Source organism: Candidatus Methylomirabilota bacterium, assembly GCA_036005065.1.
Taxonomy (GTDB): Bacteria; Methylomirabilota; Methylomirabilia; order Rokubacteriales; family DASRDR01; genus DASYQW01.
The window spans coordinates 1-25,748 of record DASYQW010000331.1 but is presented as its reverse complement, the minus strand read 5'-3'; the positions used below and the strand labels follow the sequence as shown (position 1 = coordinate 25,748).

Annotated in this window: 24 protein-coding genes; 23 read left to right on the top strand and 1 reads right to left on the bottom strand. The window is 71.2% G+C overall.

The window, feature by feature from the left end:
- Positions 1 to 87: 87 nt before the first annotated feature.
- The 17 genes from VGW35_22220 (at position 88) to VGW35_22140 (ending at position 18,923) form a co-directional block, all read left to right on the top strand.
- The gene (locus VGW35_22220; protein ID HEV8310389.1) at positions 88 to 903 is read left to right on the top strand and encodes an ABC transporter ATP-binding protein; all 816 of its coding nucleotides are present in this window, start codon (positions 88 to 90) and stop codon (positions 901 to 903) included.
- Positions 904 to 1,082: 179 nt separating this feature from the next.
- Positions 1,083 to 1,910, top strand: coding sequence for an ABC transporter ATP-binding protein (locus tag VGW35_22215; protein ID HEV8310388.1), 828 nt, complete (start codon positions 1,083 to 1,085; stop codon positions 1,908 to 1,910).
- Positions 1,907 to 3,826 carry an AMP-binding protein gene (locus tag VGW35_22210; protein HEV8310387.1) on the top strand — a complete coding sequence of 640 codons (1,920 nt, stop codon included), beginning with the start codon at positions 1,907 to 1,909 and terminating at the stop codon, positions 3,824 to 3,826. The genes VGW35_22215 and VGW35_22210 overlap by 4 nt, the downstream gene beginning before the upstream one ends.
- A 193-nt stretch (positions 3,827 to 4,019) precedes the next feature.
- Positions 4,020 to 4,904, top strand: coding sequence for a branched-chain amino acid ABC transporter permease (locus VGW35_22205; GenBank protein ID HEV8310386.1), 885 nt, complete (start codon positions 4,020 to 4,022; stop codon positions 4,902 to 4,904).
- Positions 4,905 to 5,088: 184 nt separating this feature from the next.
- Positions 5,089 to 6,105 carry a branched-chain amino acid ABC transporter permease gene (locus VGW35_22200; GenBank protein HEV8310385.1) on the top strand — a complete coding sequence of 339 codons (1,017 nt, stop codon included), beginning with the start codon at positions 5,089 to 5,091 and terminating at the stop codon, positions 6,103 to 6,105.
- A 70-nt stretch (positions 6,106 to 6,175) separates the two neighbouring features.
- Positions 6,176 to 7,378 (top strand): ABC transporter substrate-binding protein, encoded by a 1,203-nt coding sequence (locus VGW35_22195; GenBank protein ID HEV8310384.1) that lies wholly within the window; start codon positions 6,176 to 6,178, stop codon positions 7,376 to 7,378.
- A gap of 141 nt (positions 7,379 to 7,519) precedes the next feature.
- On the top strand, positions 7,520 to 8,314 hold the full coding sequence (locus VGW35_22190) for an ABC transporter ATP-binding protein (GenBank protein ID HEV8310383.1): 795 nt from the start codon (positions 7,520 to 7,522) through the stop codon (positions 8,312 to 8,314).
- A 323-nt stretch (positions 8,315 to 8,637) separates the two neighbouring features.
- Positions 8,638 to 9,069 (top strand): PIN domain-containing protein, encoded by a 432-nt coding sequence (locus VGW35_22185; GenBank protein ID HEV8310382.1) that lies wholly within the window; start codon positions 8,638 to 8,640, stop codon positions 9,067 to 9,069.
- A gap of 127 nt (positions 9,070 to 9,196) precedes the next feature.
- Positions 9,197 to 9,730 (top strand): hypothetical protein, encoded by a 534-nt coding sequence (locus VGW35_22180; GenBank protein ID HEV8310381.1) that lies wholly within the window; start codon positions 9,197 to 9,199, stop codon positions 9,728 to 9,730.
- Positions 9,727 to 10,491 carry an SDR family NAD(P)-dependent oxidoreductase gene (locus VGW35_22175; GenBank protein HEV8310380.1) on the top strand — a complete coding sequence of 255 codons (765 nt, stop codon included), beginning with the start codon at positions 9,727 to 9,729 and terminating at the stop codon, positions 10,489 to 10,491. Before VGW35_22180 ends, VGW35_22175 begins: the two co-directional genes overlap by 4 nt.
- Before the next feature lie 12 nt (positions 10,492 to 10,503).
- Entirely contained in the window at positions 10,504 to 11,475 is a 972-nt protein-coding gene (locus tag VGW35_22170) for an LLM class flavin-dependent oxidoreductase (protein HEV8310379.1), read from the top strand.
- Positions 11,472 to 12,749, top strand: coding sequence for an AMP-binding protein (locus VGW35_22165; GenBank protein HEV8310378.1), 1,278 nt, complete (start codon positions 11,472 to 11,474; stop codon positions 12,747 to 12,749). The genes VGW35_22170 and VGW35_22165 overlap by 4 nt, the downstream gene beginning before the upstream one ends.
- 118 nt (positions 12,750 to 12,867) lie before the next feature.
- Positions 12,868 to 14,544 carry a methylmalonyl-CoA mutase family protein gene (locus tag VGW35_22160; protein ID HEV8310377.1) on the top strand — a complete coding sequence of 559 codons (1,677 nt, stop codon included), beginning with the start codon at positions 12,868 to 12,870 and terminating at the stop codon, positions 14,542 to 14,544.
- A 25-nt stretch (positions 14,545 to 14,569) separates the two neighbouring features.
- Positions 14,570 to 14,974, top strand: a complete 405-nt coding sequence (locus VGW35_22155; GenBank protein HEV8310376.1) for a cobalamin-dependent protein — start codon at positions 14,570 to 14,572, stop codon at positions 14,972 to 14,974.
- A complete protein-coding gene (locus VGW35_22150) occupies positions 14,971 to 15,924 on the top strand; it encodes a dihydrodipicolinate synthase family protein (GenBank protein HEV8310375.1) in 954 nt (317 codons plus the stop codon). Before VGW35_22155 ends, VGW35_22150 begins: the two co-directional genes overlap by 4 nt.
- 25 nt (positions 15,925 to 15,949) lie before the next feature.
- Positions 15,950 to 17,506, top strand: coding sequence for an ATP-binding protein (locus tag VGW35_22145; GenBank protein ID HEV8310374.1), 1,557 nt, complete (start codon positions 15,950 to 15,952; stop codon positions 17,504 to 17,506).
- 55 nt (positions 17,507 to 17,561) lie between these two features.
- Positions 17,562 to 18,923, top strand: a complete 1,362-nt coding sequence (locus VGW35_22140) for a sigma-54 dependent transcriptional regulator (protein HEV8310373.1) — start codon at positions 17,562 to 17,564, stop codon at positions 18,921 to 18,923.
- 267 nt (positions 18,924 to 19,190) lie between these two features.
- On the opposite strand, the gene VGW35_22135 is transcribed toward VGW35_22140, so the two are convergent.
- The gene (locus VGW35_22135; protein HEV8310372.1) at positions 19,191 to 19,445 is read right to left on the bottom strand and encodes a DUF1344 domain-containing protein; all 255 of its coding nucleotides are present in this window, start codon (positions 19,443 to 19,445) and stop codon (positions 19,191 to 19,193) included.
- Between the two features lie 293 nt (positions 19,446 to 19,738).
- On the opposite strand from VGW35_22135, the gene VGW35_22130 reads away from it, so the two are divergent.
- From VGW35_22130 to VGW35_22105, 6 genes are read left to right on the top strand one after another with little or no spacing between them, the layout of a single operon-like run.
- Entirely contained in the window at positions 19,739 to 20,584 is an 846-nt protein-coding gene (locus VGW35_22130; protein HEV8310371.1) for a hypothetical protein, read from the top strand.
- Between the two features lie 44 nt (positions 20,585 to 20,628).
- The gene (locus tag VGW35_22125) at positions 20,629 to 21,849 is read left to right on the top strand and encodes a beta-ketoacyl-[acyl-carrier-protein] synthase family protein (protein HEV8310370.1); all 1,221 of its coding nucleotides are present in this window, start codon (positions 20,629 to 20,631) and stop codon (positions 21,847 to 21,849) included.
- Positions 21,850 to 21,889: 40 nt separating this feature from the next.
- Complete coding sequence (locus tag VGW35_22120) at positions 21,890 to 22,801, top strand: beta-ketoacyl synthase N-terminal-like domain-containing protein (protein HEV8310369.1); 912 nt, start codon at positions 21,890 to 21,892, stop codon at positions 22,799 to 22,801.
- A 14-nt stretch (positions 22,802 to 22,815) separates the two neighbouring features.
- A complete protein-coding gene (locus VGW35_22115; protein ID HEV8310368.1) occupies positions 22,816 to 23,100 on the top strand; it encodes a phosphopantetheine-binding protein in 285 nt (94 codons plus the stop codon).
- Positions 23,097 to 24,308, top strand: a complete 1,212-nt coding sequence (locus VGW35_22110; GenBank protein ID HEV8310367.1) for a beta-ketoacyl-[acyl-carrier-protein] synthase family protein — start codon at positions 23,097 to 23,099, stop codon at positions 24,306 to 24,308. Before VGW35_22115 ends, VGW35_22110 begins: the two co-directional genes overlap by 4 nt.
- A gap of 18 nt (positions 24,309 to 24,326) precedes the next feature.
- Entirely contained in the window at positions 24,327 to 25,586 is a 1,260-nt protein-coding gene (locus tag VGW35_22105) for a beta-ketoacyl synthase N-terminal-like domain-containing protein (protein HEV8310366.1), read from the top strand.
- Positions 25,587 to 25,748: the final 162 nt, after the last annotated feature.

Sequence of the window (25,748 nt, the reverse complement as noted above, 5' to 3'; positions counted from 1 at the left end):
CCGGCGTGGAGCGTCCCCTCGCTCGCCGAGGGGCGAGGGGACCCGCGCCGGCCCGCGAGGACAGACGAGCGGGCAGGCCGACGACCGATGAGCGAGAACCCGCGACCGCTTCTCTCGATTAACAACATCGAGGTCATCTACGACCACGTCATCCTGGTCCTGAAAGGGGTGTCCCTGGCCGTTCCCGAAGGGGGCATCGTGGCGCTCCTCGGCGCCAACGGGGCCGGGAAGAGCACGACCTTGAAGGCGATCTCGGGGCTGCTCCGAACGGAGCGTGGCGACGTCACCAAGGGCAGCATCGAGCTCCTGGGAGAGGCGATTCACCGGCGCGACCCGGCCGAGGTCGTCCGCCGCGGCGTCGTCCAGGTCATGGAGGGGCGCCGGGTCTTCGAGCACCTCACCGTAGAGGAGAACCTCCTGACCGGGGCCTACACGCGTCGGAATGGCCGGTCCCTGAAGCAGGCGGTCGAGCGGGTGTACGGGTACTTCCCGCGGCTGGCCGAACGGCGGAACGTGGATGCCGGTTACATCTCCGGCGGCGAACAGCAGATGCTGGCGATCGGGCGCGCCCTGATGGCGCGACCCCGTCTCATGCTGCTGGACGAGCCCTCCATGGGGCTGGCTCCGATGCTGGTCGCCGAGATTTTCGAGATCGTCCATCGGTTGAACCGGGACGAGAAAGTGGCCGTCCTGCTCGCGGAGCAGAACGTCGCGATGGCCCTCCGGTTCGCGCGGTACGGCTATGTGATGGAAAACGGCCGGATCGTGCTGGACGGCGACGCCAGGACGATCGGCGAGAACGAGGACGTCAAGGAGTTCTACCTGGGCCTGACCGGCGTGGGGCAGCGCAAGAGCTACCGGGACGTGAAGCACTATAGGCGCCGCAAGCGCTGGCTGAGCTAGCGTGGGGCCAATTGACTTCGCCTGGCGTCGTCCTCGGTCGTCGGCGGCCCTCAACGGATGCGGCATACGCCTCGGGCCGCCTCCTCCCTGCGTCCTAGCCATGCTCGTCACTTGGCCCCACGCGCGCCGACCCCTGGCAGGGCTGCTCGGGTCTCGGCCCGGCGCAGTGAGCTAGCGCCGTGCTGCCGGTGAGCGGGGCACTGTCGCGCGGGAGCGGAGGGGCCGCGCTGCTCGAGGTCCGCGGGGTGGCGAAGCACTTCGGCGGCGTGCAGGCCGTCAGCGCGGTCGACTTCACGGTCGGCCCATGCGAGATCGTCTCCGTGATCGGCCCCAACGGGGCCGGCAAGACCACGCTGATCAACGCCGTGAGCGGCATCTTCCCGCCCAGCGCCGGGCGGATCGTCTTCGACAGCCGCGACATCACGGGGCTGTCCGCCTCCGAGATCGCTCGCCGCGGGATGGCCCGCACCTTTCAGAACATCGCCCTCTTCCGCGGGATGACGGTCCTCGACAACCTCATGCTGGGCCGACACGTCCACATCCGCTCGAACCCGCTGGCGGCGGCGCTGTACTGGGGCCCCGGCCGCCGCGAGGAGGTGCGCCATCGGGCGGCCGTGGAGGACGTCATCGACTTCCTGGAGATCGAGGCGATCCGGAAGGCGATCGTGGGTACCCTGCCGCTCGGCCTCCAGAAGCGGGTCGAGCTGGGACGGGCCCTCGCGCTCCAGCCCAAGCTGTTGCTGCTCGACGAGCCCATGAGCGGGATGAACGTCGAGGAGAAGGAGGACATGGCGCGGTTCGTCATCGACGTCCGCGACGAGTGGAGCATCGCCATCGTGCTCATCGAGCACGACATGGGCGTGGTGATGGACATCTCCGAGCGGGTCATCGTGCTCGACCTCGGGCAGAAGATCGCCGAGGGCAGCCCGGCCGAAGTCCGAGGGGACCCGCGCGTCATCAAGGCCTACCTGGGCGCGAAGGGCGTCCCCGCCGGAGCCGCCGGATGAGCGAGCCCGGGTCGTCCGAGGCCACGCTGATCCGGATATTCGTGGACGGGGCCCGGAGCGAGCCGGGGCGGCCTGCCATGCGGGAGCGGGAGAAGGGCATCTGGCTCGAGTACACGCGCGGCGAGGTGCTCGGACACGTGCGGGCCCTCGCGCTGGGGCTTCACGCCCTGGGGCTCCGGAGGGACGACAAGGTCGCCATCATCAGCGACAACCGCCCCGAGGCCTACTGGATGATCTTCGCGGCGCAGGCGGTGGGGGCGGTGCCCGTTCCCATCTACCAGGACGCGATCGCCCGGGAAGTTCAGTACGTCGTCGACCACTCGGACGCCCGCTTCGTGCTGGCCGAGGACCAGGAGCAGGTCGACAAGCTGGTCGAGGCCCGGGCCGGGCTTCCCAAGGCCGAGCGTGTCTTCTACGACGACCCCAAGGGGTTGCGGCATTACGACCACGGCTGGCTCATGCCGCTCACCGAGCTCGAGGCGCGCGGCCGGGAGGTCGAAGGGGCCCGCCCCGGCCTCTTCGACGAGCTGATCGCCGCCGGCGGGCCGGATGACGTCGCGCTCATCGCCTACACCTCGGGGACGACCGGTCTCCCCAAGGGCGCCATGCTGACCCATCGGACCATGATCGCCGCCGCCCACCAGTTCCTCGCCCGCGAGAAGGTCCGGGAGGGGGACGAGCTCCTCTCGTATCTGCCGATCGCCTGGGTGGGCGAGACGGCCTGGTCGCTCGCCCTGGGGACGGTGCGCGGGCTGACGGTCAACTTTCCCGAGGGGCCGGAGACCGTCCTGGTCAACCTCCGGGAGATCGGGCCGCACCTGTTCATCGGCCCGCCGCGGATCTGGGAGAACAGCTATTCCGAGATCCGGGTGAAGATCGACGATTCGAGTCGCCTCAAGCGGTGGGTCTTCAATCGGTTCATGCCGGTCGGGGAGGAGGTCGCCCGCCGGCGGATGGAGGGCCGACCCCTCTCGGCCTGGTTGCGCCTCCGGTGGGTCGTCGGCGAGCTCCTGCTCTTCGCGCCGCTGCGCGATCAGCGCGGAGCCCGGCGGCTCCGCTACGCGTTCACCGGGGGCGCTCCGCTGGCCCACGAGATCATCCTCTTCTACCGGGGACTGGGCGTGAACCTCAAGCAGATCTACGGGCAGACCGAGAACTGTGCCTTTTGCTGCGGCCAGCCCGATGACGGGGTGAAGCTGGGGACCGTGGGCCTGCCGTACCCCGGGGTGGAGATCCGGCTCACCGAGGACGGCGAGATCGTCTCGCGCAGCGGGGCCATGTTCGCCGGGTACTACAAGAGCCCGGAGGCGACCCGGGAGGTCATCCGGGACAACTGGCTATACTCGGGGGACGCCGGCTTCTTCGATCAGGACGGGCACCTGGTGGTCGTCGACCGGCTGAAGGACGTCACCCGCCTGGCCGACGGCACGACTCTCGCGCCCCAGTTCCTCGAGAACAAGCTGAAGTTCAGCCCCTACGTCAAGGAGGCCGTGGTGGTCGGGCCCGACCGCCCGTACGTCGCCGCGCTGGTCAACATCGACATGGAAACCGTCGGGAAATGGGCCGAGCGCCGGCAGCTCACCTATACGACCTACACCGACCTGGCCCAGAAGCCCGAGGTCTACGACCTCGTCTACCGCGAGGTGGAACGCGTCAACCAGGACTTGCCGGCGGCCACCCGGATCCGCAAGTACGTGCTCCTCCACAAGGAGCTGGACCCCGATGACGAGGAGATGACGCGAACCCGGAAGGTCCGGAGGCGCGTGATCGGCCAGAAGTACGCCAGGATCATCGACGCCCTGTACGAGGATGCGCCCCTGGTGCCGGTGACGGCCGAGATCACCTATCAGGACGGGCGCAAGGCGGTCACCGAGACCAAGCTCGCCATTCGCACGGTGGAGACGCGGAGCAACTAGCGGGATGCCGAACGAGACCGCGTCGGGTTATTGGTCGCACCGTTGGCCGGAGTCCGAGCGCGGGCTTCGCCCGCGCCACCCTCGGGGGGGAGGCCTCGGAGGGGGGCAAAGCCCCCCGCCGAGGATGATCACCTATCAGGACGGGCGCAAGGCGGTCACCGAGACCAAGCTCGCCATCCGGACGGTGTCCTGAATGGAGTTCTTCCTCCAGCTCGTCCTGAACGGCCTCATGGTCGGGGCCCTGTACACCCTGATCGCCATGGGGTTCGTGCTGATCTACAAGGCGAGCGAGGTCATCAACTTCGCGCAGGGCGAGCAGGTGATGATCGGCGGTTATGTCGCGCTGATGATGCTCTCGAGCGTGCGGCTGCCGCTGCCGCTGGCCATCCTGGTGACGATGGGGCTGATGGCGCTGCTGGGGTTCGTCGTCGAGCGGGGGATCCTGCGGCCGCTGACGGGTTACCCCGTCGTGTCGGTGATCATGGCGACCATCGGCCTGGCCGCCATCCTGCGAGGCGTGGCGCCGTGGGTGTGGAGCGCGGAGGTGCGAGGGTTTCCGGCCATTGTCCCGTCGACGCCGTTTCGGGTGCTGGGCGTCCCGCTGGCGCCCATCAACCTGGCGTCGGCCGCGCTCGCACTCCTGTGCATGGGCGTGCTGGGCTACTTCTTCCAGCGCACCCGCTTCGGGATCGCCATGCGGGCCGTGTCGGACGACCCCCGGGCGGCGGCTGCCATGGGCATCGACCTCCGCGCGATCCTCGCCCTGGCCTGGGCCATCGCGGGCATGGTGTCGGCCCTCGGCGGCGTCATCTGGGGGCGCATCCTCGGCGTGGATCCGTACCTGGCGATCGTCGGGCTCAAGGTGTTCCCGGTGGTGATCCTCGGGGGCCTCGACTCCATCATGGGAGCGGTGGTGGGCGGCTTCCTCATGGGCGTGCTGGAGAACCTGGCGGCCGGCTACATCGACCCGCTGGTAGGCGGCGGAGCCAAGGACGTCGTGCCCTTCATGGTACTGATCGTGGCGCTGATGGTGCGGCCGTACGGCCTGTTCGGCCGCGAGATCATCGAGCGCGTGTAGCCGTGCCGACACCCGTCGCATCCCGTCGTCCTCGGCCGTCGCCGGCCCTCAACGTATGCTGCATACGCCTCGGGCCGGCTCGGGCCTGCGTCCCAGGGCGGCTCGGGTCTCGGCCCGGCTATCGGACTGAATCGCCGTGCTAGCGCGCGAGTGCGGCGTCTTCCGGACGACATACGCGGCCGACATGGCCGTGTACCAGCTGCCCCTGGCCCGCTTCGGGCTCGTCGCGCTCCTGGTCGTGCTCTTCGGCGTGGTGCCGCTCACCGCCAGCGACTACGCCCTCTCCATCCTCAACCTCGTCGGCATCGCCTCCATCGGCGCCATCGGGCTCAACCTCCTGGTCGGGTTCGCCGGCCAGATCTCGCTCGGCCAGGGCGGGTTCATGGCAATCGGCGCCTACACCGCGGCGCTCTTCGCCCTGCGGCTCGAGGCGCCGTTCTGGCTCGCGCTGCCCGCCGCGGGGTTCAGCACGGCGGTGGTAGGCTGCCTGTTCGGGATCCCATCGCTCCGGGTCAAGGGCCTCTACCTCGCCATCGCCACGCTGGCCGCCCAGTTCATCATCGAGTGGAACCTCCTGCACTCGGGCTGGCTCACCGGGCAGGGAGCCCAGGGGGCGCTCGTCATCGAGCCGGCCACCCTCGGCTCGCTCGTCCTGGACACCGAGCGGCGCAAGTACTACCTGATCATCGTGGTCGCGCTGGTGGCGACGGTGGCCGCCCGCAACCTCGCCCGGAGCTATATCGGCCGGGCCTTCGTGGCCATCCGGGACCAGGACATCGCCGCCGAGACCATGGGCGTGAACATCTTCCGCTACAAGCTCCTGGCCTTCGCCATCTCGTCGTTCTACGCGGGGGTGACCGGAGCCATGTGGGCCTACTACACCCAGGTCGTGAGCTACGAGCACTTCCTCATCAACACGTCGATCGACTACCTGGCCATGATCATCATCGGTGGGCTGGGCTCGGTGCCCGGCTCGATCCTGGGAGCGGCCTTCATCACCCTGATGCCGGCCGGCATCCGGGACGCCCTGGAGGCGCTCAAGCGCTGGGGGATGCCGGGGACCCTGGGCAACTTCGCCTACGTCCGGGAGATCATCTTTGGCCTGGCGATCGTGTTATTCCTGATCCTGGAGCCGGAGGGGCTTTACCGGATCTGGCGCCGGATCAAGGACTATTTCCGGCTGTGGCCGTTCGCGTACTGAGGAAGACCGAGGCAGCCGGCCACGACGGCGTGGCCGGACTCACTCCGTCCGCAGAGAGGAGGAACAGGCGATGAAGCGTTTACTGGTGGGCTCGTGCGTGGTCGTCGCGGTGGTCGCGCTGGTGGTGTCGGTGGGGGTCAGCCAGGGCAAGGTGCTCAAGATCGGCAACTTCTGTGACCGGCTGGGGCCGACCCAGACGGTCGGCGTGAAGTACTGCCCCGGCTTCCACGACTACATGGATCTGATCAACTCGCGGGGCGGGATCGAGGGCTACAAGATCGAGCACAACGAGGTCGAGCACGGGTACGCGGTGCCCAAGGCGGTCGAGGGCTACAACAAGTTCAAGGCCGAGGGTTACCTGGCCGTCGTCAGCTACGGGACGCCGATCACGGATGCCCTGAAGACGTTCGCGAACCGGGACAAGATCAGCCTCCTCACCCCCGGCTTCGGCATCTCGGACGTCGAGGACGCGACCAAGTTCCCGTACGTGTTCGTCGGCGTGGCCTCCTACAAGTCCCAGGTGGCAGCCATCTACCAGTACATCAAGGAGGCCTGGAAGGAGAACCGGGCGGCCAAGATCGCCTACCTCTTCTACGACAACCCGGCCGGCCGCGACCCGCTCGACTACGTCCGGGAGCTCCCGAAGAAGCTCGGCAACATGGAGCTGGTCGGCGAGGTCGCCTGCCCGCCTCCGTGCGCGGAAGCCAGTTCTCAGATGCTCCAGATCCAGCGTCTCAACCCCGACTTCGTCATCTCGCACCTGTTCGGGAAGGGCCCGGCCCTGACCGTGGGGGAGCGGGCCAAGCTCGGGATGAAGGCCACCATGATCAGCCTGGTGTGGGGCTTCAGCGAGGACGAGGTGAACGTGAACGGGCCGGCCGCCGAGGGGTACATGGGCGTGAACTTCGTCGTCATGCCGGAGGACCTCGCCAAGCTGCCCGTCGCCAAAGACATCGCGGACATGTACAAGAAAGGCGGGAAGGAGCCTCCGAAGGAGATGAACTCGATCTACTACGTCCGCGGTATCATGAACGCGGCGCTGTTCACCGAGGCCGCCAAGCACGCCATCAAGGCGGCCGGGGGCAGCGCCGTGACCGGCGAGCACTTCAAGAAGGGGATGGAGTCGATCAAGGATTTCACCGGCGAGGGGACGATCGCTCCGACGACCATCACGGCGACCAACCACGCCGGCTCCCGTAAGGTGCGCCTCTACAAGGTACAGGGCGGGAAGTTCGTGCTGGTGAAGGACTGGTTCGAGGGGCCGCACCTCTAGGATTCTCGGAGGGGGGGCGGTAGCCCCCCCCGGAGAATGCCCTCGCGGCAAAGCCGCGCCGTTCGCGTTCAGCGAACGGTTCGGGCCTGCCTCCCCCTTGTCCGCGGGAGAGGATGGGGAGTGCCGGCCACGGTCGCGTGAATGCTGAAAGTTAGCAACGTCGAGGTGATCTACCAGCACATCATCCTGGTGCTGAAGGGCGTCTCCCTGGAAGTCCCCGACGGGACCATCGTCACGCTCCTCGGCGCCAACGGCGCCGGCAAGTCCACGCTGCTCAAGGCCATCTCGGGCCTCCTCCGCATCGAGGAGGGCGAGGTCCATACCGGCACCATCGAGTTCGACGGCCGGCGGATCGACCGCTGGAACGCGTCCGACGTCGTCCGGCTCGGCATTGCGCAGGTGATGGAGGGCCGCCGCGTCTTTCCGCACCTGACCACCGAGGAGAACCTGATCGCCGGGGCCCATACCCGGCGTGATCGGGGTGGCGTCCGGTCGAGCCTCGACCTCGTCTACGGGTATTTCCCCCGGCTGGCCGAGCGCCGGCGAGTCAAGGCGGGCTACCTCTCCGGGGGCGAGCAGCAGATGCTGGCCATCGGCCGCGCGCTCATGGGGCGTCCGCGCCTGATGCTGCTCGATGAGCCGTCGCTGGGGCTCGCCCCGCTGCTGGTGGAGGAGATCTTCGAGATCATCCGCCGTCTCAACCGGGAAGAGCAGGTCACCATCCTGCTGGTCGAGCAGAACGCCGTCATCGCTCTCGAGGTCGCGGCCTATGGCTACATCATGGAGAACGGCCGGATCGTGCTGGACGGGCCGGTCGAGAGCCTCCGGGCCAACGAAGACGTCAAGGAGTTCTATCTGGGCCTGACCGAGGTCGGCGGGCGACGGTCGTACCGGGACGTGAAGCACTACCGACGCCGCAAGCGCTGGCTGAGCTGAATCACTAGCTGGCCGGAAGGTGCTGCGTCATCCCGGCTATCCGGTTCCGTATACTTCGAGCCGGTTGTGTTGCTTCGTCGCCTGGTGTATGGTGCATGTATGGCGCGGCTGATCTCGACGACGGTTCGGCTTGAAGCAGAGGATGTACGGGCCCTGAAGAGAGCCCGGGCGGCTGGCCACTCCGCCTCCGACCTCATTCGTAAGGGCCTGCGCGTGGTGGCGTCGCGCTACTATACCGGTCGCCGCCCGCCTTCTACGCGACTTTTCGAGTCCACGGACAACAAACTCGGGGATGAATCCGAGCTCTTCCGAGATCTCGAGCCTTGAGTCCGCCGATCGTTGCCGATACTGGCGGACTCCTGCGCGCACTCGCGAGCACGAAGGGCGGCCGGCCGAGCTTTCCCGAGTACGAGAAGATTCTGACGTCGGCGAGTCTCGTCATCGTGCCTGCCCTCGTTCTGGCCGAGGTGGACTACTTTCTGCGTGACCACCGGGCCGCCATGCGCAAGCTGGTCGCGGAGATGTTTGATCCGGGAACGCGCTACGAATATGAGCTGCCGCTCCCTTCCGACATCGTTCGAGCCCTCGAGCTCGACGCAAGATTTGGGAAGCTCCGCTTGGGACTGGTCGATGGGACCGTCGCCGCTGTCGCTGAGCGACGGCATGTGTACCGAATACTGACGACGGATCGTCGCGATTTCGGCGCCATCCGCGTCGGTCCACGTCTTACGCGGCCCCTCGAGCTACTGCCATGATCGACGTACCGCGAGATGGACGTGGGGTTCTGGCTGGAGCAGGCGAAAGCGGAGATGAGGACGCTGGCATGAGGCGCCGCGGCCGCGAGTCCCCGGGTCTCGGCCCCAGCCCGGTGAACTGAGGGGCATGGCGAACCTGCGGATCGAGCCGCGTGCCGATGGGTCTCTCCTCCTGACTCGCGTCGGCGGCGCCCGGTGGGTGACTGCCGTGGCCGGCATCGGCGCCGGGGGGCTCGTCCTGGCCGGCGTCCTCGCCGGCCAGATGACGCTGATCGGCAGTGTGGTCGCGCTTCCGCTGGGCGTGATCGCCGTCCTGGCTGGCCTCGGGGCCGCGCGCCACCGCGACTGGATCGTCTTCGACCGGCGGGCGCGGGAAGCCGCCTTCCGGCGCGGCCTCGGCTCCATGTTCCGGCCGGTGAGCGCGGTGCCCTTCGACGAGATCGAGGCGATCCTCATCGAAGGGCCCGAGGGGGGCGACCGCGGCTACGAGGTCGAGCTCCGCCGCGCCGGAGACTTCGGCTGGCCCATCGACGTGAGCTCGGATCCCGCCTACGTGAGCCGGCTGGTGACGGCCCTTCACGAGGTCGGCGGCTGGCCGGTGATCCGGGGCGGCGTTCCCCAGCGCCCGCCCTACCGGGTCGGCTCGGGATCCCGGGCATGAGCCGGCTGGCCGGCAAAGTCGCCATCGTCACCGGCGCCGGCTCGCGCGGCCCCGGGGTCGGCAACGGCAAGGCCGCCGCGACCCTGTTCGCGCGGGAAGGCGCGCGCGTCCTCTGCGTCGATCGGGAGAGCGAGCGGGCGGACGAGACGGTCGCGCTGATCCGCGCCGAGGGTGGCCAGGCGGAGGCGTTCGCCGCTGACGTCACCCGCGTCGAGGCGTGCCGCGCCATGGTCGCGGCCGCCGTCGAGCGCTGGGGCGGCCTGGACATCCTCCACAACAACGTCGGGATCGAGTCGCGCAAGGACCTTCTCGAGGTGACCGAGGAGGAGTGGGACCGCGTGCTGGCCGTCGACCTCAAGTCGATGTTCCTGGCCACCCGGTGCGCGGTGCCGGCCCTGGTCGCCCGGGGCGGCGGCGCAGTCATCTGCGTCTCCTCGGTGGCGGCGCTCCGCGGTCATGGCCGCACGGCCTACGCGGCGGCCAAGGCCGGCGTGATCGGCTTCGTGCAGAGCGTCGCCGTCCAGCTGGGGCCCCAGGGCATCCGGGTCAACGCGATCGCGCCCGGGACGGTGTGGACGCCGATGGTCGAGGCGCTCGGCCCCGAGGCCCGCGAGCGCCGGCGGCGGGCGACGCCGCTCGGGACGGAAGGGACCGGGTGGGACGTGGGGTGGGGGGCGGTCTATCTCGCCAGCGACGAGGCGCGCTGGGTCACCGGCCAGGTGCTGGTCATTGACGCGGGCCTCACGTTGACGACACGATGAGGGCGTGATGCCATGGCCATGACGTTCGGCATCCACGTGGGGCACCTGGGGGGGCCGCTGTCCGAGCTGCGCCGGCTGTGGCGCTTCGCCGACGAGCGCGGCTTCGACTGGTTCTCCGTCTCCGACCACTTCCAGGAGTCCCCGCCCCAGGGCGGAGACGGCGACTGCTTCGAGGGGGTGGCCACCCTGACCGCGGCCGCCCTCGAGACGCGAATCGTCCGGCTGGGCTGTCTCGTCTTCTGCGTCAGCTACCGGAACCCCGGGCTCCTCGCCAAGTCTCTGACGGCGATCGACCACCTGTCGGGAGGCCGTGTGGAGTGCGGCATCGGGGCCGGATGGCACGACGTCGAGTACCGGGCCTTCGGCATTCCTTTCGCCCCCATCGACGTCCGGGAGGACCAGCTCGAAGAATACGCCCAGGTGCTCCGCCTCCTCTTCGATCAGAAGGTCTCGAGCTTCACCGGGCGGTACTACCAGCTCGCCGACGCGCGGAACAATCCCCGGCCGCTCCAGTCCCGCCTGCGCATCTGGATCGGCGGCCAGGGCGAGAAGCGGACCCTGCGAGCGGCGGCCCGCCACGCCGACGGGTGGAATGGCCCGTACCTCGATCCGCCGGCGTGGAGGGCGAAGAACGCGGTCCTCGACGATTGGTGCCGGCGGGAGGGGCGCGATCCGGCCGACATCATCCGCAGCGCCAACGTCGGCTTCTACCTGGGCGCCGACGAGCGCGAGGCTGCCCGGCAGGAGACGCTCCTCCGGGCCCAGTGGGGGCCGGACCTGAAGGGGCGGCGGGGCTTCCTTCGCGGCACGCCCCGTCAGGCGCTCGAGGTGGTGGCGGGGTACCGCGACGCCGGGGTGGCGCGCCTCAACCTCGCGCTCCGGATGGGTCCCTACGAGTGGGAGGCGCTCCACGCCTTCGCCGAAGAGGTGCTGCCGGCGTTCGGCAGCAGCCGGCCGGGCGGGCGAGCGGGAGAGCGGACATGATCCGAAGCGAGCGTCTGAAGGGCTACTACGACAGGACACGTGAGACGATGAGCGTCCGGGCCCGCCGCCGCTACCAGGAGGCGTGGCTCAAGGGGCTCATCGCCCACGCCTGGCGCAAGGCTCCGGGCCTCCGCCGCCGCCTGGAGGCGTCCCAGCTCAAGCCCTCGGCCCTCCGCACGCTGGAGGACCTGAGCCGGCTCCCCGTCATCAGAAAGGCCGCGATGCCGGACCTCCAGCGGGCCGACCCGCCCTTCGGCGGCTTCTGCACCGTCCCGGCCGAGGACCTCCACTGGATCTTCGTCTCGCCCGGTCCCATCTACGAGCCGTTCGACCGCCGGGACCGGAGCCCGTGGCGGACGGAGGTCTCGTGCTTCGCCGGCGGCTTCCGTCCGGGCGACGTGGTGGTGAACACGTTCCTCTACCACCTGACGCCGGCCGCCCACCTGATCGACCGCGGCCTCGTCCGGCTCGGCTGCACGGTCATCCCGACCGGCCCCGGCAACACCGAGGTCCAGGTCAAGACGATTGTCGACCTCGGGGCCACCGGTTACGTGGGGACCCCCTCCTTTCTCGTGACGATCCTCAAGCAGGCGACGGAGCGGGGCCTCGGACGGCCGCTGCCGCTTCAGGTCGCCCACGTGGGCGCCGAGGCGCTGCCCGAGTCGCTCCGCCGGACCTTTCAGGAGGAACACGGGATCCTCACACGTCAATCGTTCGGCACCGCCGACCTCGGGATCGTGGCCTACGAGTGCCGCGAAGCGGCCGGGATGCATCTCATGGAGGACGCGATCTTCGAGATCTGCGATCCCCAGACCGGGGCGCCGCTCCCGGCCGGCGAGGTGGGTGAGATCGTCTGCACGGTGAACCACAAGACCTACCCCATGATCCGGTTCGGGACCGGTGACCTGTCGGTCGTCACCGAGGCCCCGTGCCCGTGCGGGCGGACCTCCCCCCGGATGCTCGGGTGGCGCGGCCGCGCCGACGAGGTGACCAAGGTCCGCGGCATGTTCATCCACCCCCGACAGGCCGACGAGGTGGCGGCGCGTGTCCCCGGAGTGGCCCGCTATCAGGTCGTGGTGACGCGCCAGGACCACCAGGACGTGCTGACGTTCAGCGTGGAGCTGCGGGCGGCCGGCGACGCGGAGAGCGTGCAGGCGGCCACGGTGGCGGCGATCCGCGACGTCATGAAGCTCCGGGGCGACGTCCGGGTGGTGCCGCCGGGCACGATCCCCGAGGGCGCCAAGAAGATCGAGGACCAGCGCAAGTGGGATTAGATCCTGGGAGGGGGCCTCGACGGCCCCCTCCCAACCTCCCCCCGGGTTGCGCGGGCGAAGCCCGCGCTCGGAGCGCTTCGGCCGGAAGCGCTCGGACGAGCCGGTACGGCATGGCGACATGAGTCGTCAAGGCCCAGACGGACCCCAGGACCTCGCCCGGGAATTCCGGCGGTGGCTCGGGGAGCGGCACGCCCGGAGCCCCGAGCGGGCGCCGCGGTTCGAGACCGTGTCCGGGATCCCGCTCCCGCCGCTCGCCGTCCCGGCCGATGGCTCCGCGCGCGACTACCTTCGCGACCTCGGCTTCCCGGGTGCGCCCCCGTACACCCGCGGCGCCCACCCGGCGATGTACCGGAGCCGGCTCTGGACGATCCGGCCGCTGGCGGGTTTCGGCACGCCCGAGGACACCAACGCGCGCTTCCGGTTCCTGCTCGCCCAGGGCGCGACCGGTCTCTCGCTCACCTTCGACTACCCGACGCTCCGCGGATACGACTCGGACGACCCCGAAGCGAGGGCCGAGGCGGGCCGGGGCGGGGTGGCGGTGGATTGCCTCGAAGACGTGGACGTGCTGTTCGCCGGGATCCCCGTCGACACGCTCAGCGTGTCGCTGGTCACCTGCAACCCGGGTATGGCCATCATCCTCCTGGCGATGTACGCCTCCATGGCGCGCCGCCGGAACATTCCGGCCGAGCGCCTGGCCGGGACCAGCCAGAACGACTTCCTCATGGAGACCGCCGTCACGACGGCGCCGCGCGCCCTCCCGCCAGCGGGGGCCTTCCGCCTCGAGTGCGATGCGATCGAGCATGCGATCGAGCACCTCCCGCGGTGGAACCCGATCTCCTTCGTGGGTTACAACCTCCGCGAGGCGGGGGCGACGGCCGTGGAAGAGCTCGCCCTCTGTCTGGCCCATGCCCTGGCGGTCCTGCGGGAGCTTCGCCGGCGGGGCCTCGCCCCGGATCGGGTGGCGGCCCGCCTCAGCTTCTTCTTCTCGGCCCACCGGACGTTCTTCGAAGAGATCGCCAAGTGCCGGGCGGCCCGCCGCCTGTGGCATCGTCTCCTCGGCGAAGAATTCGGAGAGCTCCCGGCGCGGGCCCGGGCCCTGCGGTTCCACGTCCAGACCTCGGGCGTGACCCTCACCGCCCAGCAGCCGCTCGGCAACGTCGTGCGGGGCGCTTACCAGGCGCTGGCCGCCGTGCTCGGAGGCGCCCAGTCGCTCCATGTCTCGGCTCACGACGAGGCCTACTGCCTGCCGAGCGAGAGCTCGGCCCGGCTGGCGCTTCGGATCCAGCAGATCATCCAGCACGAGTCCGGCGTGACCGAGACCGTGGACCCGCTCGGCGGCTCCTACCTCGTCGAGCGCTTGACCGACGAGCTGGAGGAGCGCGCCCGGGCGCTGGGCGCCGAGATCGACGCCCGGGGCGGGATCGTGCGGGTGACCGAGACGGGCTGGCTTCACGCCCGCCTGACGGCTTCGGCCGAGGCCTACCGGGCGGGCGTGAAGGCTGGGCGCCTGCCGCTGGTCGGGGTGAACCGCTTCAGCGAGGGCGACCCCGCTCCCCCCGAGGTGTTCGCGGAGCCCTCGGCGGTCGCGCGGCAGGCCGTGCGCCTCCGGCGCGTCAGGGCAGCGCGGGAGACCCAGGCCGTCGCCCGAGCCCTCGACGCGCTCGCCCAGGCGCTCAGGAGCGACCGCAACACGTTCGACGCCATCACGGCTGCGGTGGAGGCGGGGGCCACCCTCCGTGAGGTCCACGAGCGCTTCCGCGTCCACTACGGGCCCTGGACCCTTCCGCTGGTGTGATCCCGCCACGCGCGGACTTCACTCCATGAAGGCTCTGGTCGCCATCCTCGGGCTCGACTCCCACTGGCGGGGCGCGGTCGCCGTCGTGCGGACGTTGCGCGAGCTGGGGGCGGAGGTCCTCTATCTCGGCAACCAGTTCCCGGAGGAGATCGCCGAGTCGGCGCTCCAGGAGGCGGCGGACCTGATCTGTCTGTCGACGCTCTCGGGTGGCCATCGGGATCTGTTGCCCGAGGTCTTCCAGGCCCTGGGCGCCCGTGGGGTCCGCGTGCCCGTCCTGGTGGGCGGCACCATCCCGCCGCAGGAGGTGCCGGCCCTCCGGGCGCTCGGCGTGGCCGACGTCTTCGGTCCCGGCCGTCCGCTCGACGAGCTGGCCCTCTGGGTCGGCCGCGACGGCGGCGGGCGTGATCGCACCCTGAGGAGTGAGCCATGAACGAGCCCTTGCGCTTCGCCGGCGTGATGCCGGCCAACATCCTGCCGTTCAACGCGGACCTGTCGATCGACGAGGCCGCCTACCGCCGCCACCTCCGCTGGCTCGCCGACACCTCGGGCGTCACCGGGATCGTGGCCAACGGACACGCGGCCGAGGTGTCGTCGCTGAGCCGGGACGAGCGCCGCCACGCGCTCCGCCTCGCGCTCGACGAGATCGGCGGCAAGTGTCCCGTGATCGCCGGCGTGTACGCGGACGGCACCCAGGAGGCCGTGGAGCTCGCCCGGGACGCGAAGGCGGCCGGCGCGGCCGGCGTCCTCGTCTTCCCGCCCACCCTCTTCATGTGGGGCGCCCAGCTCAAGCCCGACATGGTGTGGCGCCACGTGAGCGAGATCGCGGCCGGCGCCGATCTGCCCATCGTCGTCTTCGAGTATCCCGTGGCCTCGGGCATCGGGTACGCGCCGGAAACCCTGGCCCGGCTCGCCGAGATTCCCCAGGTCGCCGCGGTGAAGGACTGGTCGAACGACATCGTGGCCTACGAGCGGAACCTCCGTGCCCTGCGGGCGACCGGGCGGCCGGTCGCCGTGCTCTCGTCGTTCACCATGTCGCTGATGGCCTCGTTCCTGCTGGGCGCGGACGGCGTGATCTCGGGCATGGGAAGCGTCACCGCCGACCTGCAGGCCGCGCTCTTCCAGGCGTGCCAGAAGGGCGACCTGGAGGAAGCCCGGCGCCTGAACGACCGCCTCGACCCGCTGGTGCGCGTGTTCTACGCGCCGCCCTTCGTCGACATGCACAACCGCATGAAAGAAGCGCTCGTCCTGCTCGGCCGGATTCCGGGGGCGCACGTCCGTCCGCCGCTCACGCCGGTGAGCGACGCGGAGCGCGAGGCGATCCACCGGGCGCTCCGGGCGGCCGGCCTCCCGCCGCTCGCCCGGCCCGGGCGGGTGTCGTAGCCGCGTCGCGGCGGGCGGAGCCGCCATGTCCCGCGCGGGCCGCGGATCAGGTCTGGAGCTCGGCATCCGCCACAAGCTCGTCATCCTCAGCGTGCTGATCCTGCTGGTCGTCTCGTTCGGTTTCACGGCCCTGAACCTCACGATCTCGCGGGGAGGGGTCGAAGAGGACTTGAGCCGCCGGGCCGTGATCTTCACGCGGGAGCTGGCGGCCACCATCGCGGACCGGCGGGAGCTCGAGAACGGCGACCTCCTCCGGGCCGAGATCGACCACGTGCTGGCGATCCGGCAGAACGTGCTGCAGCTCGACATCCTCGCCTTCGAGCCCGGCGGCAGCCGCGTCGTCGCCTCCAGCCATCCTCGTGTCCGGCTGCCATTCAGCCGCAAGGACGTCGAGGCCGTCCTGGCCGACCGGCTCGTCTCACGCCTCATCAGCGAGACCGCTGAGCGGTACTGGGAGGTCATGGCCCCCGTGACCCTGGAGGGGGCGGTGGTGGGCGCGGTGGCGGTGAAGTTCTCGCTGGCCCAGGCGGACCGGCTGGCGGCGCGGCTTCGCGCCTGGGCCCTGGCGCTCACCGCCGCCTCGGTCGTGGTGATGGCGGTCCTGATGGGCGTGGCCGTCCGCTTCGTCGTGGATCGGCCGCTCCGGCGGTTCCTGGAGGCGATCGAGCGCGTCCGCGAGGGCGAGACGGGGACCAGGGTGGGACTGACCACGGCTGACGAGTTCGGCGTCCTGGCACGTCATTTCGACGCGATGGTGGCGCGGATCAACCGGTTCAACGACGAGCTCCGGACGCGGATCCAGGAGGCGACCGGCGAGCTGGACCGGCGCTACCAGGAGGTCCAGCGCCTGAACGAGCTCCTGTTCGAGATGCAGCGGCGGCTCAGCCATGCCGAGCGGGTGGCCCTCTCGGGCCGCATCATGGCCGAGGTGGCCCACGAGGTCGGCACCCCGCTCCACTCGGTGGCCGGCCACCTGGAGCTCCTCCGCAAGGACCTCTCGCCCGAGCTCCTCGCCAACGACGCCGGACGGCGGCTCGAGATCATCGAGGCCCAGGTCGCCCGGGTCATCGAGATCATCGCGCGGCTCCTCGACCTCACCCGCCGCTCCCCGGGAGAGCTGGCTCCGGTCGACCTGAATCGCCTGGTGCGCGACGGGGCCGAGCTGATCCGGCCGGGCCTGGCCGCCGCCGGCGTGGCCCTGGAGGTCGACACCGACCCGGCGCTCCCGACGGTGCAGGGCTACCAGAACGAGCTGCTGCAGGTCGTGCTGAACCTCCTCACCAATGCCCTGGACGCGAGCCCGCCGGCCGGGCGGGTGGCGGTGACCACCCGCGCGTGGCCCCAGCGAGGCGAGGCCGAGATCGAGGTCCGCGACACCGGTCGCGGCATTCCCGCGGCCCACCGGAAGCAGATCTTCGAGCCGTTCTTCTCTACCAAGGAATCCGGCCAGGGGACGGGCCTGGGGCTGTTCATCTCGGCCCAGATCGTCCGCGAGCACCGGGGCCGCATCGACGTCGAGAGCGAGGAAGGAGGCGGGAGCACGTTTCGAGTGGTGCTCCCGACCAACGGCGTGACGCCGTGACCTGCCCGGTGCCAGCGCCGAGCCTGGAAGCGCCGACACCGCCCATGGTACCGTCGTGACCGCGCCGCCTGCGCTCCTGGTCGCCGACGATGATCCCGTCGCCCGCGACCTCCTCGTCGAGGTCCTGACCCGCGAGGGATACCGGGTCCGGGCGGCGGCGGGTGGCGAGGAGTGCCTGCGGCTGGCCCAGGCCGAGCCCTTCGATCTGGCCCTGGTGGACCTGCGGATGCCCGACCTCGACGGGCTCGCCGTACTCAAGCGGCTCGCGGCGATCCAGCCGGGGGTGCCCGTCCTCATCCTCACGGCATTCGCGACCATCGAGACCGCCATCGAGGCGATCCGCTCGGGGGCTCACGACTACCTCTCCAAGCCGTTCCGGATGGAAGAGATCAAGATGCTGGTGCGCCGCGCGCTGGAGGCGCAACGGCTCGCCCGGGAGAACCGGCAGTACCGCCAGGAGCTGCGGGAGCGTTACGGCGTGGGCAGCCTGGTCGGTCAGTCGCCGCCGATGGTGGAGATCTACAAGCTGGTGGCTCGGGTCGGCAATCTCGACACGACGGTCCTCATCCAGGGCGAGACGGGGACCGGGAAAGAGCTGGTCGCCCGCGCCATCCACTACTCGAGCCCCCGGGCCGACCATCCGTTCGCGGTGGTGGACTGCGCGGCGCTGCCCGAGTCCCTCTTCGAGTCGGAGCTGTTCGGCCACGAGCGGGGCGCGTTCACCGGAGCGCTGGCGGCGCGGCGGGGCCTGCTCGAGACGGCCGATGGCGGGACCTGCTTCCTCGACGAGGTCGGCGAGCTCCCGCCCGCCCTCCAGGCCAAGCTCCTGCGGGCATTGCAGGAGCGCGTGATCCGCCGCGTCGGGGGAAACGATCCGATCCCGATCAACGTCCGGATCATCGCGGCCACCAATCGGGATCTCCGGAAGCGCGTCGAGGAGGGCGCGTTCCGGGAGGACCTGTACTTCCGTCTCAACGTGGTGACGCTCACGGTGCCGCCGCTCCGCGAGCGCATCCGGGACCTGCCCCTCCTGGCCCAGCATTTCCTGCGGGCATACGCGGAGGCCCTCGGAAAGGCCGTAAAGGGGTTCGCCCCGGAGACCCTGGCCAGACTGGAAGCCTATGGGTGGCCGGGCAACGTACGGGAGCTCGAGCACGCCGTCGAGCGGGCGGTGGCGCTGTCGTCCTCCGAGGTACTGTTGCCGGACGCTCTGCCCCCGGAGCTGCAGCCCGCCAGTGGCGGGGAGCCGCGATTGCCCTCGGCCCGGATGACACTGGAGGAGGTCAAGCGCTGGTACGTGTTGAAGGTCCTCGATGACGCGGGAGGAAACAAGGCCCGCGCTGCCGAGCACCTCGGGATCGATCGGCGCACGCTCTACCGACTCCTCGAACGGCGCCCGACCGACGAGGAGCGCTAGCCGCTCGGGGGGGTCTCGGAAGACCCCCCCGATGCCCCCCCTCGGTTGCGGCGGCACAGCCGCCGCTCGGACCGCTGCCCGACGCGGCGTGCGCTCGGGGCGAGCTGCCGGGTTACTCCGACAGGCTCCTAGCCGCCGAGCCGACTCGAGGCCGGCCGCCGCCGGTTCAATCGCCCGACGACAGGCCTGAGGCTGGCAAGGGGCGGCCCGGCCGCGAGTCCGGTTACTGAGAACGCGACGGCCGGGCGCGCCCCTCCGTGGCTGAGGCTACTCCGAGACTTCGAACTGGGTGGTGATGTTCTTCCCGTCCCGCTCCTCGTACGAGGCCTTCACCTTGGCGCCCGGCTTCAGGGTGTCCATGGAGAGGCCTTCGGCGAGCCAGAGCTTGGTACCATCCTCGAGGACGACCACGCGATCGTTCGGGTCGACCGACTGGATCTTGCCCTCGATCTCGGCGGCCCAGACCGCGGTCACCGAGAGTGCCAGCACCAGCGCGAGCGCGACACCCAGAATCGTCCTCATCGTCGAGTCTCCTTTCGGTTGGCGGTTTCGGCGAGCGGTACCGCGCCGACGAAGGAGCAAGGAGGGTGCCACCGAGAGTGCGGGGTGAAGGCCCGCGAATCCGGCGTCTTGCGCCGCGGGCGGACCCGGTGGCGCGGACCGGATGTGGCGAACTGGTCGTGAGCTGCGGCAAAATGCCTCAGGGGTCGGGCCGCACGCTCAGGTGGGACGCGTGGACCAGTGAGCGCTCCCGTGCGAGCCAAACCGACAAACTCCTTGACGAGGCCCCGGGTCGACACTCAGAATGATGGCCGATGGCGCGTGTGACCCCCGCGGAGCGCGGTCGGGGACGGGGCGATCGACCCCGGTCTGGCCGGCCGCGATTCTTCTCCTGGCTGGTCCCGGCGATCCTCTCCGGCCTTCTCCTGTCCGGTTGCGCGACGGGCGCGCTCGATGGGCCGACCCCCGCGAACCGGGTCGATCGCCCGGCCTTCGAGGTCGGACGGGATACCTTCGCGTTCCCGAACCTGGTCCGGTCGCACCATCCGGAGCGGCACGTCGACTTCGCCAACTACTGCATCCTCATGGCGCGCGCCGCGAGCCAGTTCTTCCGCTTCGCGCGCTTCGCGCCGGCCGAGCCGCCGGTCTCGGAGGCGGAGTACGCGCGCCGAATCGGCGAGGTGATGCGCATCTCCGCGTGGGCCGCGCCGCGACCGGACGCCGAGCGCGTGGTCATCCCGGGATACCCGAGCCTCTTCGAGTTTTCGCGCGCCCACGAGGCGACGCTCAAGGCGTCGTTCGGCTCCAACATCCTGAGCATGGTGCACTGGCGGACCTGGCGCGCCGGGTTCCCGCTGGCTGCCGCCCATCAGGAGCGCGTTGCCCGCCAGCTCCGGGCGGAGCTCGATGCCGGCCGGCCGGCGCCCGTCATGATCACCAACTTCCCGGACCCGGACGTCCTCAACCATGCGGTCCTCGTCTATGAATACCGGCTTCGGTCGGGCGCCCTCGAATTCCTCGCCTACGATCCGAATGACCCTGCCAGCCCGCTCGGTCTCCACTTCGACCCTCTCACGCGCGGCTTCTGGGTAGAGCCTTTGCCGTACAGCCCACCCGGGCGCGTACGCGCGTTCCGGCTCTACACCTCGCCCCTCCTGTAGAAGGCGACGGTCGAGAGTCACTCGCTGATGCGGGGCGACCCGACGTGAGCCGGCGGGGGGTCGAGCCGATCGCGGTCACCGGTGCCGGGGTCGTCACGCCCATCGGCCAGGACCTCGACGCGTTCTGGACGGGGCTCGTGACCGGCGCCTCCGGCATCGGCGAGATCGAGCGGTTCCCGGTGGCCGATCAGCGGGTCACCCGGGGCGGGGAGGTGAAGAAGCTGGCCCGCCCGGCGGGCGCCGGCGACGACGAGCGGCGCGTTCCCGCCTGCCGCGCCTCGCGGTTCCTGATCCAGGCGACCCGGGAGGCGCTGGCCGGCGCCGGGTTCGGGGCCGGCGAGCCGGACCCCGCGCGCATGGCGGTGGTCGTCGGCACGGCTCTGGGGGGGATCGACGACGCCGGCCGGGCCGTTCGAGGCGAAGGCGGCCTCCGCACCCTGGTCGGGTCACTCTACGACGGTCCGAGCTGGAACCTCGCCCGCTGGCTCGGCGTCCAGGGGCCGGTGCTGACGGTGTGCACGGCGTGCGCCTCGGGGGGCACGAGCCTGGGCGTGGCCGCGGACCTGTTGCGGGCGAGGCAGGCGGATGTCGCGGTGGCCGGGGGCGTCGACGTCCTCTGCCGGTTCGTCCTGCGCGGCTTCAACGTCCTTCGCTCGCTGACCCGTGACGAGGTCCGGCCGTTCGATCGCCGCCGCAGCGGGCTCCTCCTCGGCGAAGGGGCGGGGATCGTGGTGCTCGAGCGGGCCGGCGACGCGGCCGCGCGCGGCCGACGGGCTCCGCTCGGCTTCCTGCTCGGACACGGGAGCACGGCCGACGGGGTCCACATCACGGCGCCCGACCCCGAGGGCCGGGGGCTCGAGTTGGCGATCCGCCTGGCGTTCGCCGAGGCCGGGCTCGAGCCGAGCGCCGTCGACTTCGTGAGCGCTCACGGGACGGGGACGCCGGCCAACGACCGCGTGGAGGCCGATGTGCTCATTCGCGTGCTCGGCCATCGAGCGCGCACGATCCCGGTGAACTCGATCAAGGCCCACCTGGGCCACACGATGGGGGCAGCGGCCACGCTCGAGGCCATCATGTGTCTGCTGGCCGGCCGGCACGGGCAGGTGCCGCCCACGCTCAACTTCGCCCTGCCGGACCCGGCGTGCGATCTCGACTGTGTGCCGAACGAGGCCCGCCAGTACCGCCCGCGCCTGAGCCTGTCCACCTCGCTCGGCTTCGGTGGCTGCAATGCCGCGCTGCTCCTGCAGAGCCATGGCGCCGCCTAGGAGCGAGCGAGCTCCGGAGCCCACCCTGCCCGCGCCGCGCGTGGCCGGGGTCGGTCTCCTCACCGGCTGGGGCGAGGGCCCGGGTGCGCTGCCGGCTGGCGAGGCCGAGGCCCCGGCGGCGCTCCTCCCCGCGCCGACCCCGGCGCTCAGCGGCGAGCGCTTCCGCCGCGCCACGCGCGAATGTCTCCTCGCGGTCGCGGCGGTGAACGGAGCGGCGGCCGAGGCCGGGCTCGCCCCGGGGGCACTGGCCGGCGCGCGGACGGGTCTGGTGTACGCCAGCGCCACCGCCTACGCGGCGGCGAACCGGGCGTTCCTGGAAGACGAAGGCTCCACGACGCTGCACTTCCCCTACACGGCCCCCAGCGCGGTTCCGGGCGAGGTGACGATCGGGGCCGGCATCCAGGGGCCCTCCGTGAACTTGATGGGGGGCGGCCCGGCGGCGCTGCAGGCGCTCTGGTATGCTGCCCGGTGGCTGAGGGAGGGGGTCGTCGATCGCGTGCTCGTGCTGGCGGTGGAAACGGTGCACGAGGTCTGGGACCTCATGCACCGCGCCCGCCGGCTCTACAGTCGGCCGATCATCGAGGGCGCGGTGTGCCTCCTCCTCGAGCCCGGCCAGGACGGGCCGCTCCGCTGGGCGTCCACGGTGGCGCCGCGGGCTCGCCTGGGCCCCGCCGTGGCCGGGGTACTCGACAGGGTCCTGGAGGGTGAGAACCCGCGGGTCCTGGCGGGTTGCGCCGGGGCGGGCGGCCCGGCCCGGGCCGAGCAGGCCGCGCTCGCGCGGCGTTGCGGGACGACGCCGCCGACGTTGGTGCGGGCCCCCGGCGAGGCGCTGGCGTGCGGGCCGCTGATCGGCCTGGCGCTGGCGCGGGCGCGCGCCCTCGGCGGCCCGTGCCTCCTCACGGCGGCGTGGCGGAACGACTACGGCGCGTTGCTCTGGCGACTCTCGCCATGAACGCGAGGGAGCAGATGGACGAACAGGCAATCGTCGGCGAGTTACGCGACATCATCGTCAAGCGGCTCCGGTTCGATCCGAAGAGCGTCGCGGCGATCACCCCCGAGACCCCCTTGCCGAAGGGGATCGAGGGATCCCTCGGCCTCGACTCGCTCGACTTCATCGAGCTGTCGATCGCGCTCGAAGAGCGCTTCGGGGTCGTCGTGCAGGAAGGCGATCCGGTCGAGGTGCACTTCGCGACGCTCGGAGCGCTCGCACGCTTCGTGGCGACGGCCGATCGGCCTGCACCCGAGTCGTGAGCCGGGTCGTCGTCACCGGAGTCGGCGTGGTGAGCCCGTACGGTCGCGGGCGTGCCATCTATTGGGCCGGGCTGGCCGAGGGCCGTTGCGCCATCGGTCCGCTCACACTCTTCCCGACCGACGGGTTCCGGGCGCGGATCGCCGCCGAGGTGCCGGCGGCCGCCGTGCCGAGCACATCGGCCCGTCGCACGCGGGCGGACCGTCTGGCGCTCGCCGCCGCCGACGAGGCGGTCCTGGACGCCGGCCTCACGCCCCCCGCTCTCCGCTCGGCCGGGGTCATCGTCGGGGGAATCGGAGGCGGAATGCTCGAGGCCGAGGCCTGGTACTGGCGGATCCGCCGGGAGGGCGTGGACGATCCTCGGCTGCGGCGTGCCCTTCCGAGTATCCTGCCGACCTCGCACGCGGAGACGCTGGCCCGGCGCTACAACACCACCGGTCCGAAGGAGACCGTCGTGCTCGCCTGTAGCTCCGGGGCAGCCGCCATCGGGTTGGCCGCCGATCTCGTCGCCGCCGGGGACGTCCCGCTGGCCCTGGCCGGCGGGGTCGATGGCCTGACCCGGATCTGCTTCATGGGGTTCAACGCCCTGAAGCTCCTCGATCCGGAGCCGTGCCGGCCTTTCTCGGCGAACCGGCGCGGCATGTCGATCGGTGAGGGGGCCGGCTTCGTCGTGCTGGAGCAGGCCGACCATGCTCGGGCGCGCGGCGCGCGGCCATATGCCGCGTTGGGGGGCTGGGGGCTCACGACCGACGCCTATCACACGACCGCGCCCCACCCCGACGCCGAGGGGAGCGCGCGCGCCATGGTCGAGGCCCTGGAGCGCGGTGGCGTGGCTGCCAGCGCCGTGGGCTACGTGAACGCGCATGGCACGGGGACCGTGCAGAACGACCGGGCCGAAGCACTGGCGCTCCGGAAGGTCTTCGGCCCCGACACGGTGCTGGTGAGCGCCAACAAGTCGCTGATCGGGCACACGATGGCCGCCGCCGGAGCCCTCGAGGCGATCGCCACCGTCCTGACGCTCGTCCACGAGCTGGTGCCGCCCACGGCGAACCTGACCGAGCCCGACCCGGAGGTGCCCTTCGATTGCGTGCCGATCCGGGCGCGGCCGGCCCGCCTCGAGTGGGCGATGTCGAACTCGTTCGGGTTCGGCGGCCAGAACGCCGCGCTGCTGTTCGGCCGGGTTCCCGACGGCCGGCGGGCCGAGGACTGAGAGCCCGTGAGGGACTCGATGGGGAACGTGGCCGCGCGCGGACGATGGGACGCCGCGGGCGCGGTCGTGATCACCGGGGTGGGGAGCGTGAGCGCCCTCGGGATCGGCGGCGGGGCGAGCCTGGCGGCCGCCCTGGTCCGCGGCGTCCCGGCGATCCGGCCGGTGCAGGCCTTCTCGACCGGCCATGGGCCGCACCGCCTCGGCGGCGAGGTCGGGGACCTCACTCCCCACCTCACGGCTGACGAGGTGCGCCGGCTGTCCCGCGCGAGCCAGCTCGCGGTCGTCGCCTGTCGGCTCGCCCTGGCCGATGCCGGAATCGACGTCGGGACTCTGCCGGGACTCGGCCTCGTGCTCGGCTCGGCCTACGGGGACTTCCGTTCCTCCGAAGCCTTCGCTCTCGGCTACCTCACGCGCGGTCCCCTGGGCCTCTCCCCGATGGCGTTTCCGAACACCGTCATGAACGCGATGGCCGCCCACGCGGCGATCGCGGTGGCCGCGCAGGGGCCCATGCTGACCGTGAACCAGGCCGGCATCGCGGGGGAGCTGGCGGTCGTGCGCGCGGCCGGCTTCATTGCGGCGGGGCGCGCCCCGGCGGTGCTGGCGGGCGGCGTCGACGACCTGTGCCCGATCCTCTACCGGGAGCTCGGGCGCCTCGGGGCCATCTCACCGCGCGGGTCGGGGCCGGAGGGCTGCTGGCCGTTCGACCGTCGCGCCAACGGCACCGTCGTCGGGGAGGGAGCCACCGTCCTCCTGCTGGAGGCGGCCGACGCCGCTCGCGCCCGCGGCGCGCGGGTCTACGCCACGCTGGCCGGGATCGCATCCGGGAACCTGCCGGCGGCGCCGCACGCGCTCCCCCCGCGGCGCCGGCGCGATCCGGCGGTCGTCCGTCGGGCGCTCGCGGCCGCGGGCATCGGGCCGGACGCGGTGGATGCCGCATACCTCACCGGCACCGGCGATCCGGCCCAAGACGCCTGCGAGCTCGACCTCATGGCCGGCGTCTTCGACGGGGCCGTCGGCCGGCGCCCGCTGCTGACCTCGCTGACCCCGCTGGCCGGCGAGCACGCCGGGATGGGCGGCCTCCGGGTGGCCGCGGCGGCGGTCGCGACGGTCGCCGGCGGCGAGCTGCCGGGCCTGCCGGATCTGGCGGTGCCGGCGCGCGAGGGGTTTGCGTTCGCGCGCGGCCCGGTCGTCCCGCTGCCGGGCGCGCGCGCGGTCCTGCTCCACGCCCTGGCTCGCGGTGGGGGGCACGCGGCGCTGGTGCTGGGGCGCGCGGCATGAGTCGGCCCGGGCCGATCCCCGTCGCATCCCGTCGTCCTCGGTCGCCGGCGGGCCTCAACGTATGCGGCATACGCCTCGGCCCGCCTCCTCCCTGCGTCCTAGGGCTGCTCGGGGCTTGGCCCTGTCCCATCGCCGGACCCGACCGCCCAGCAAGTCCGAAGG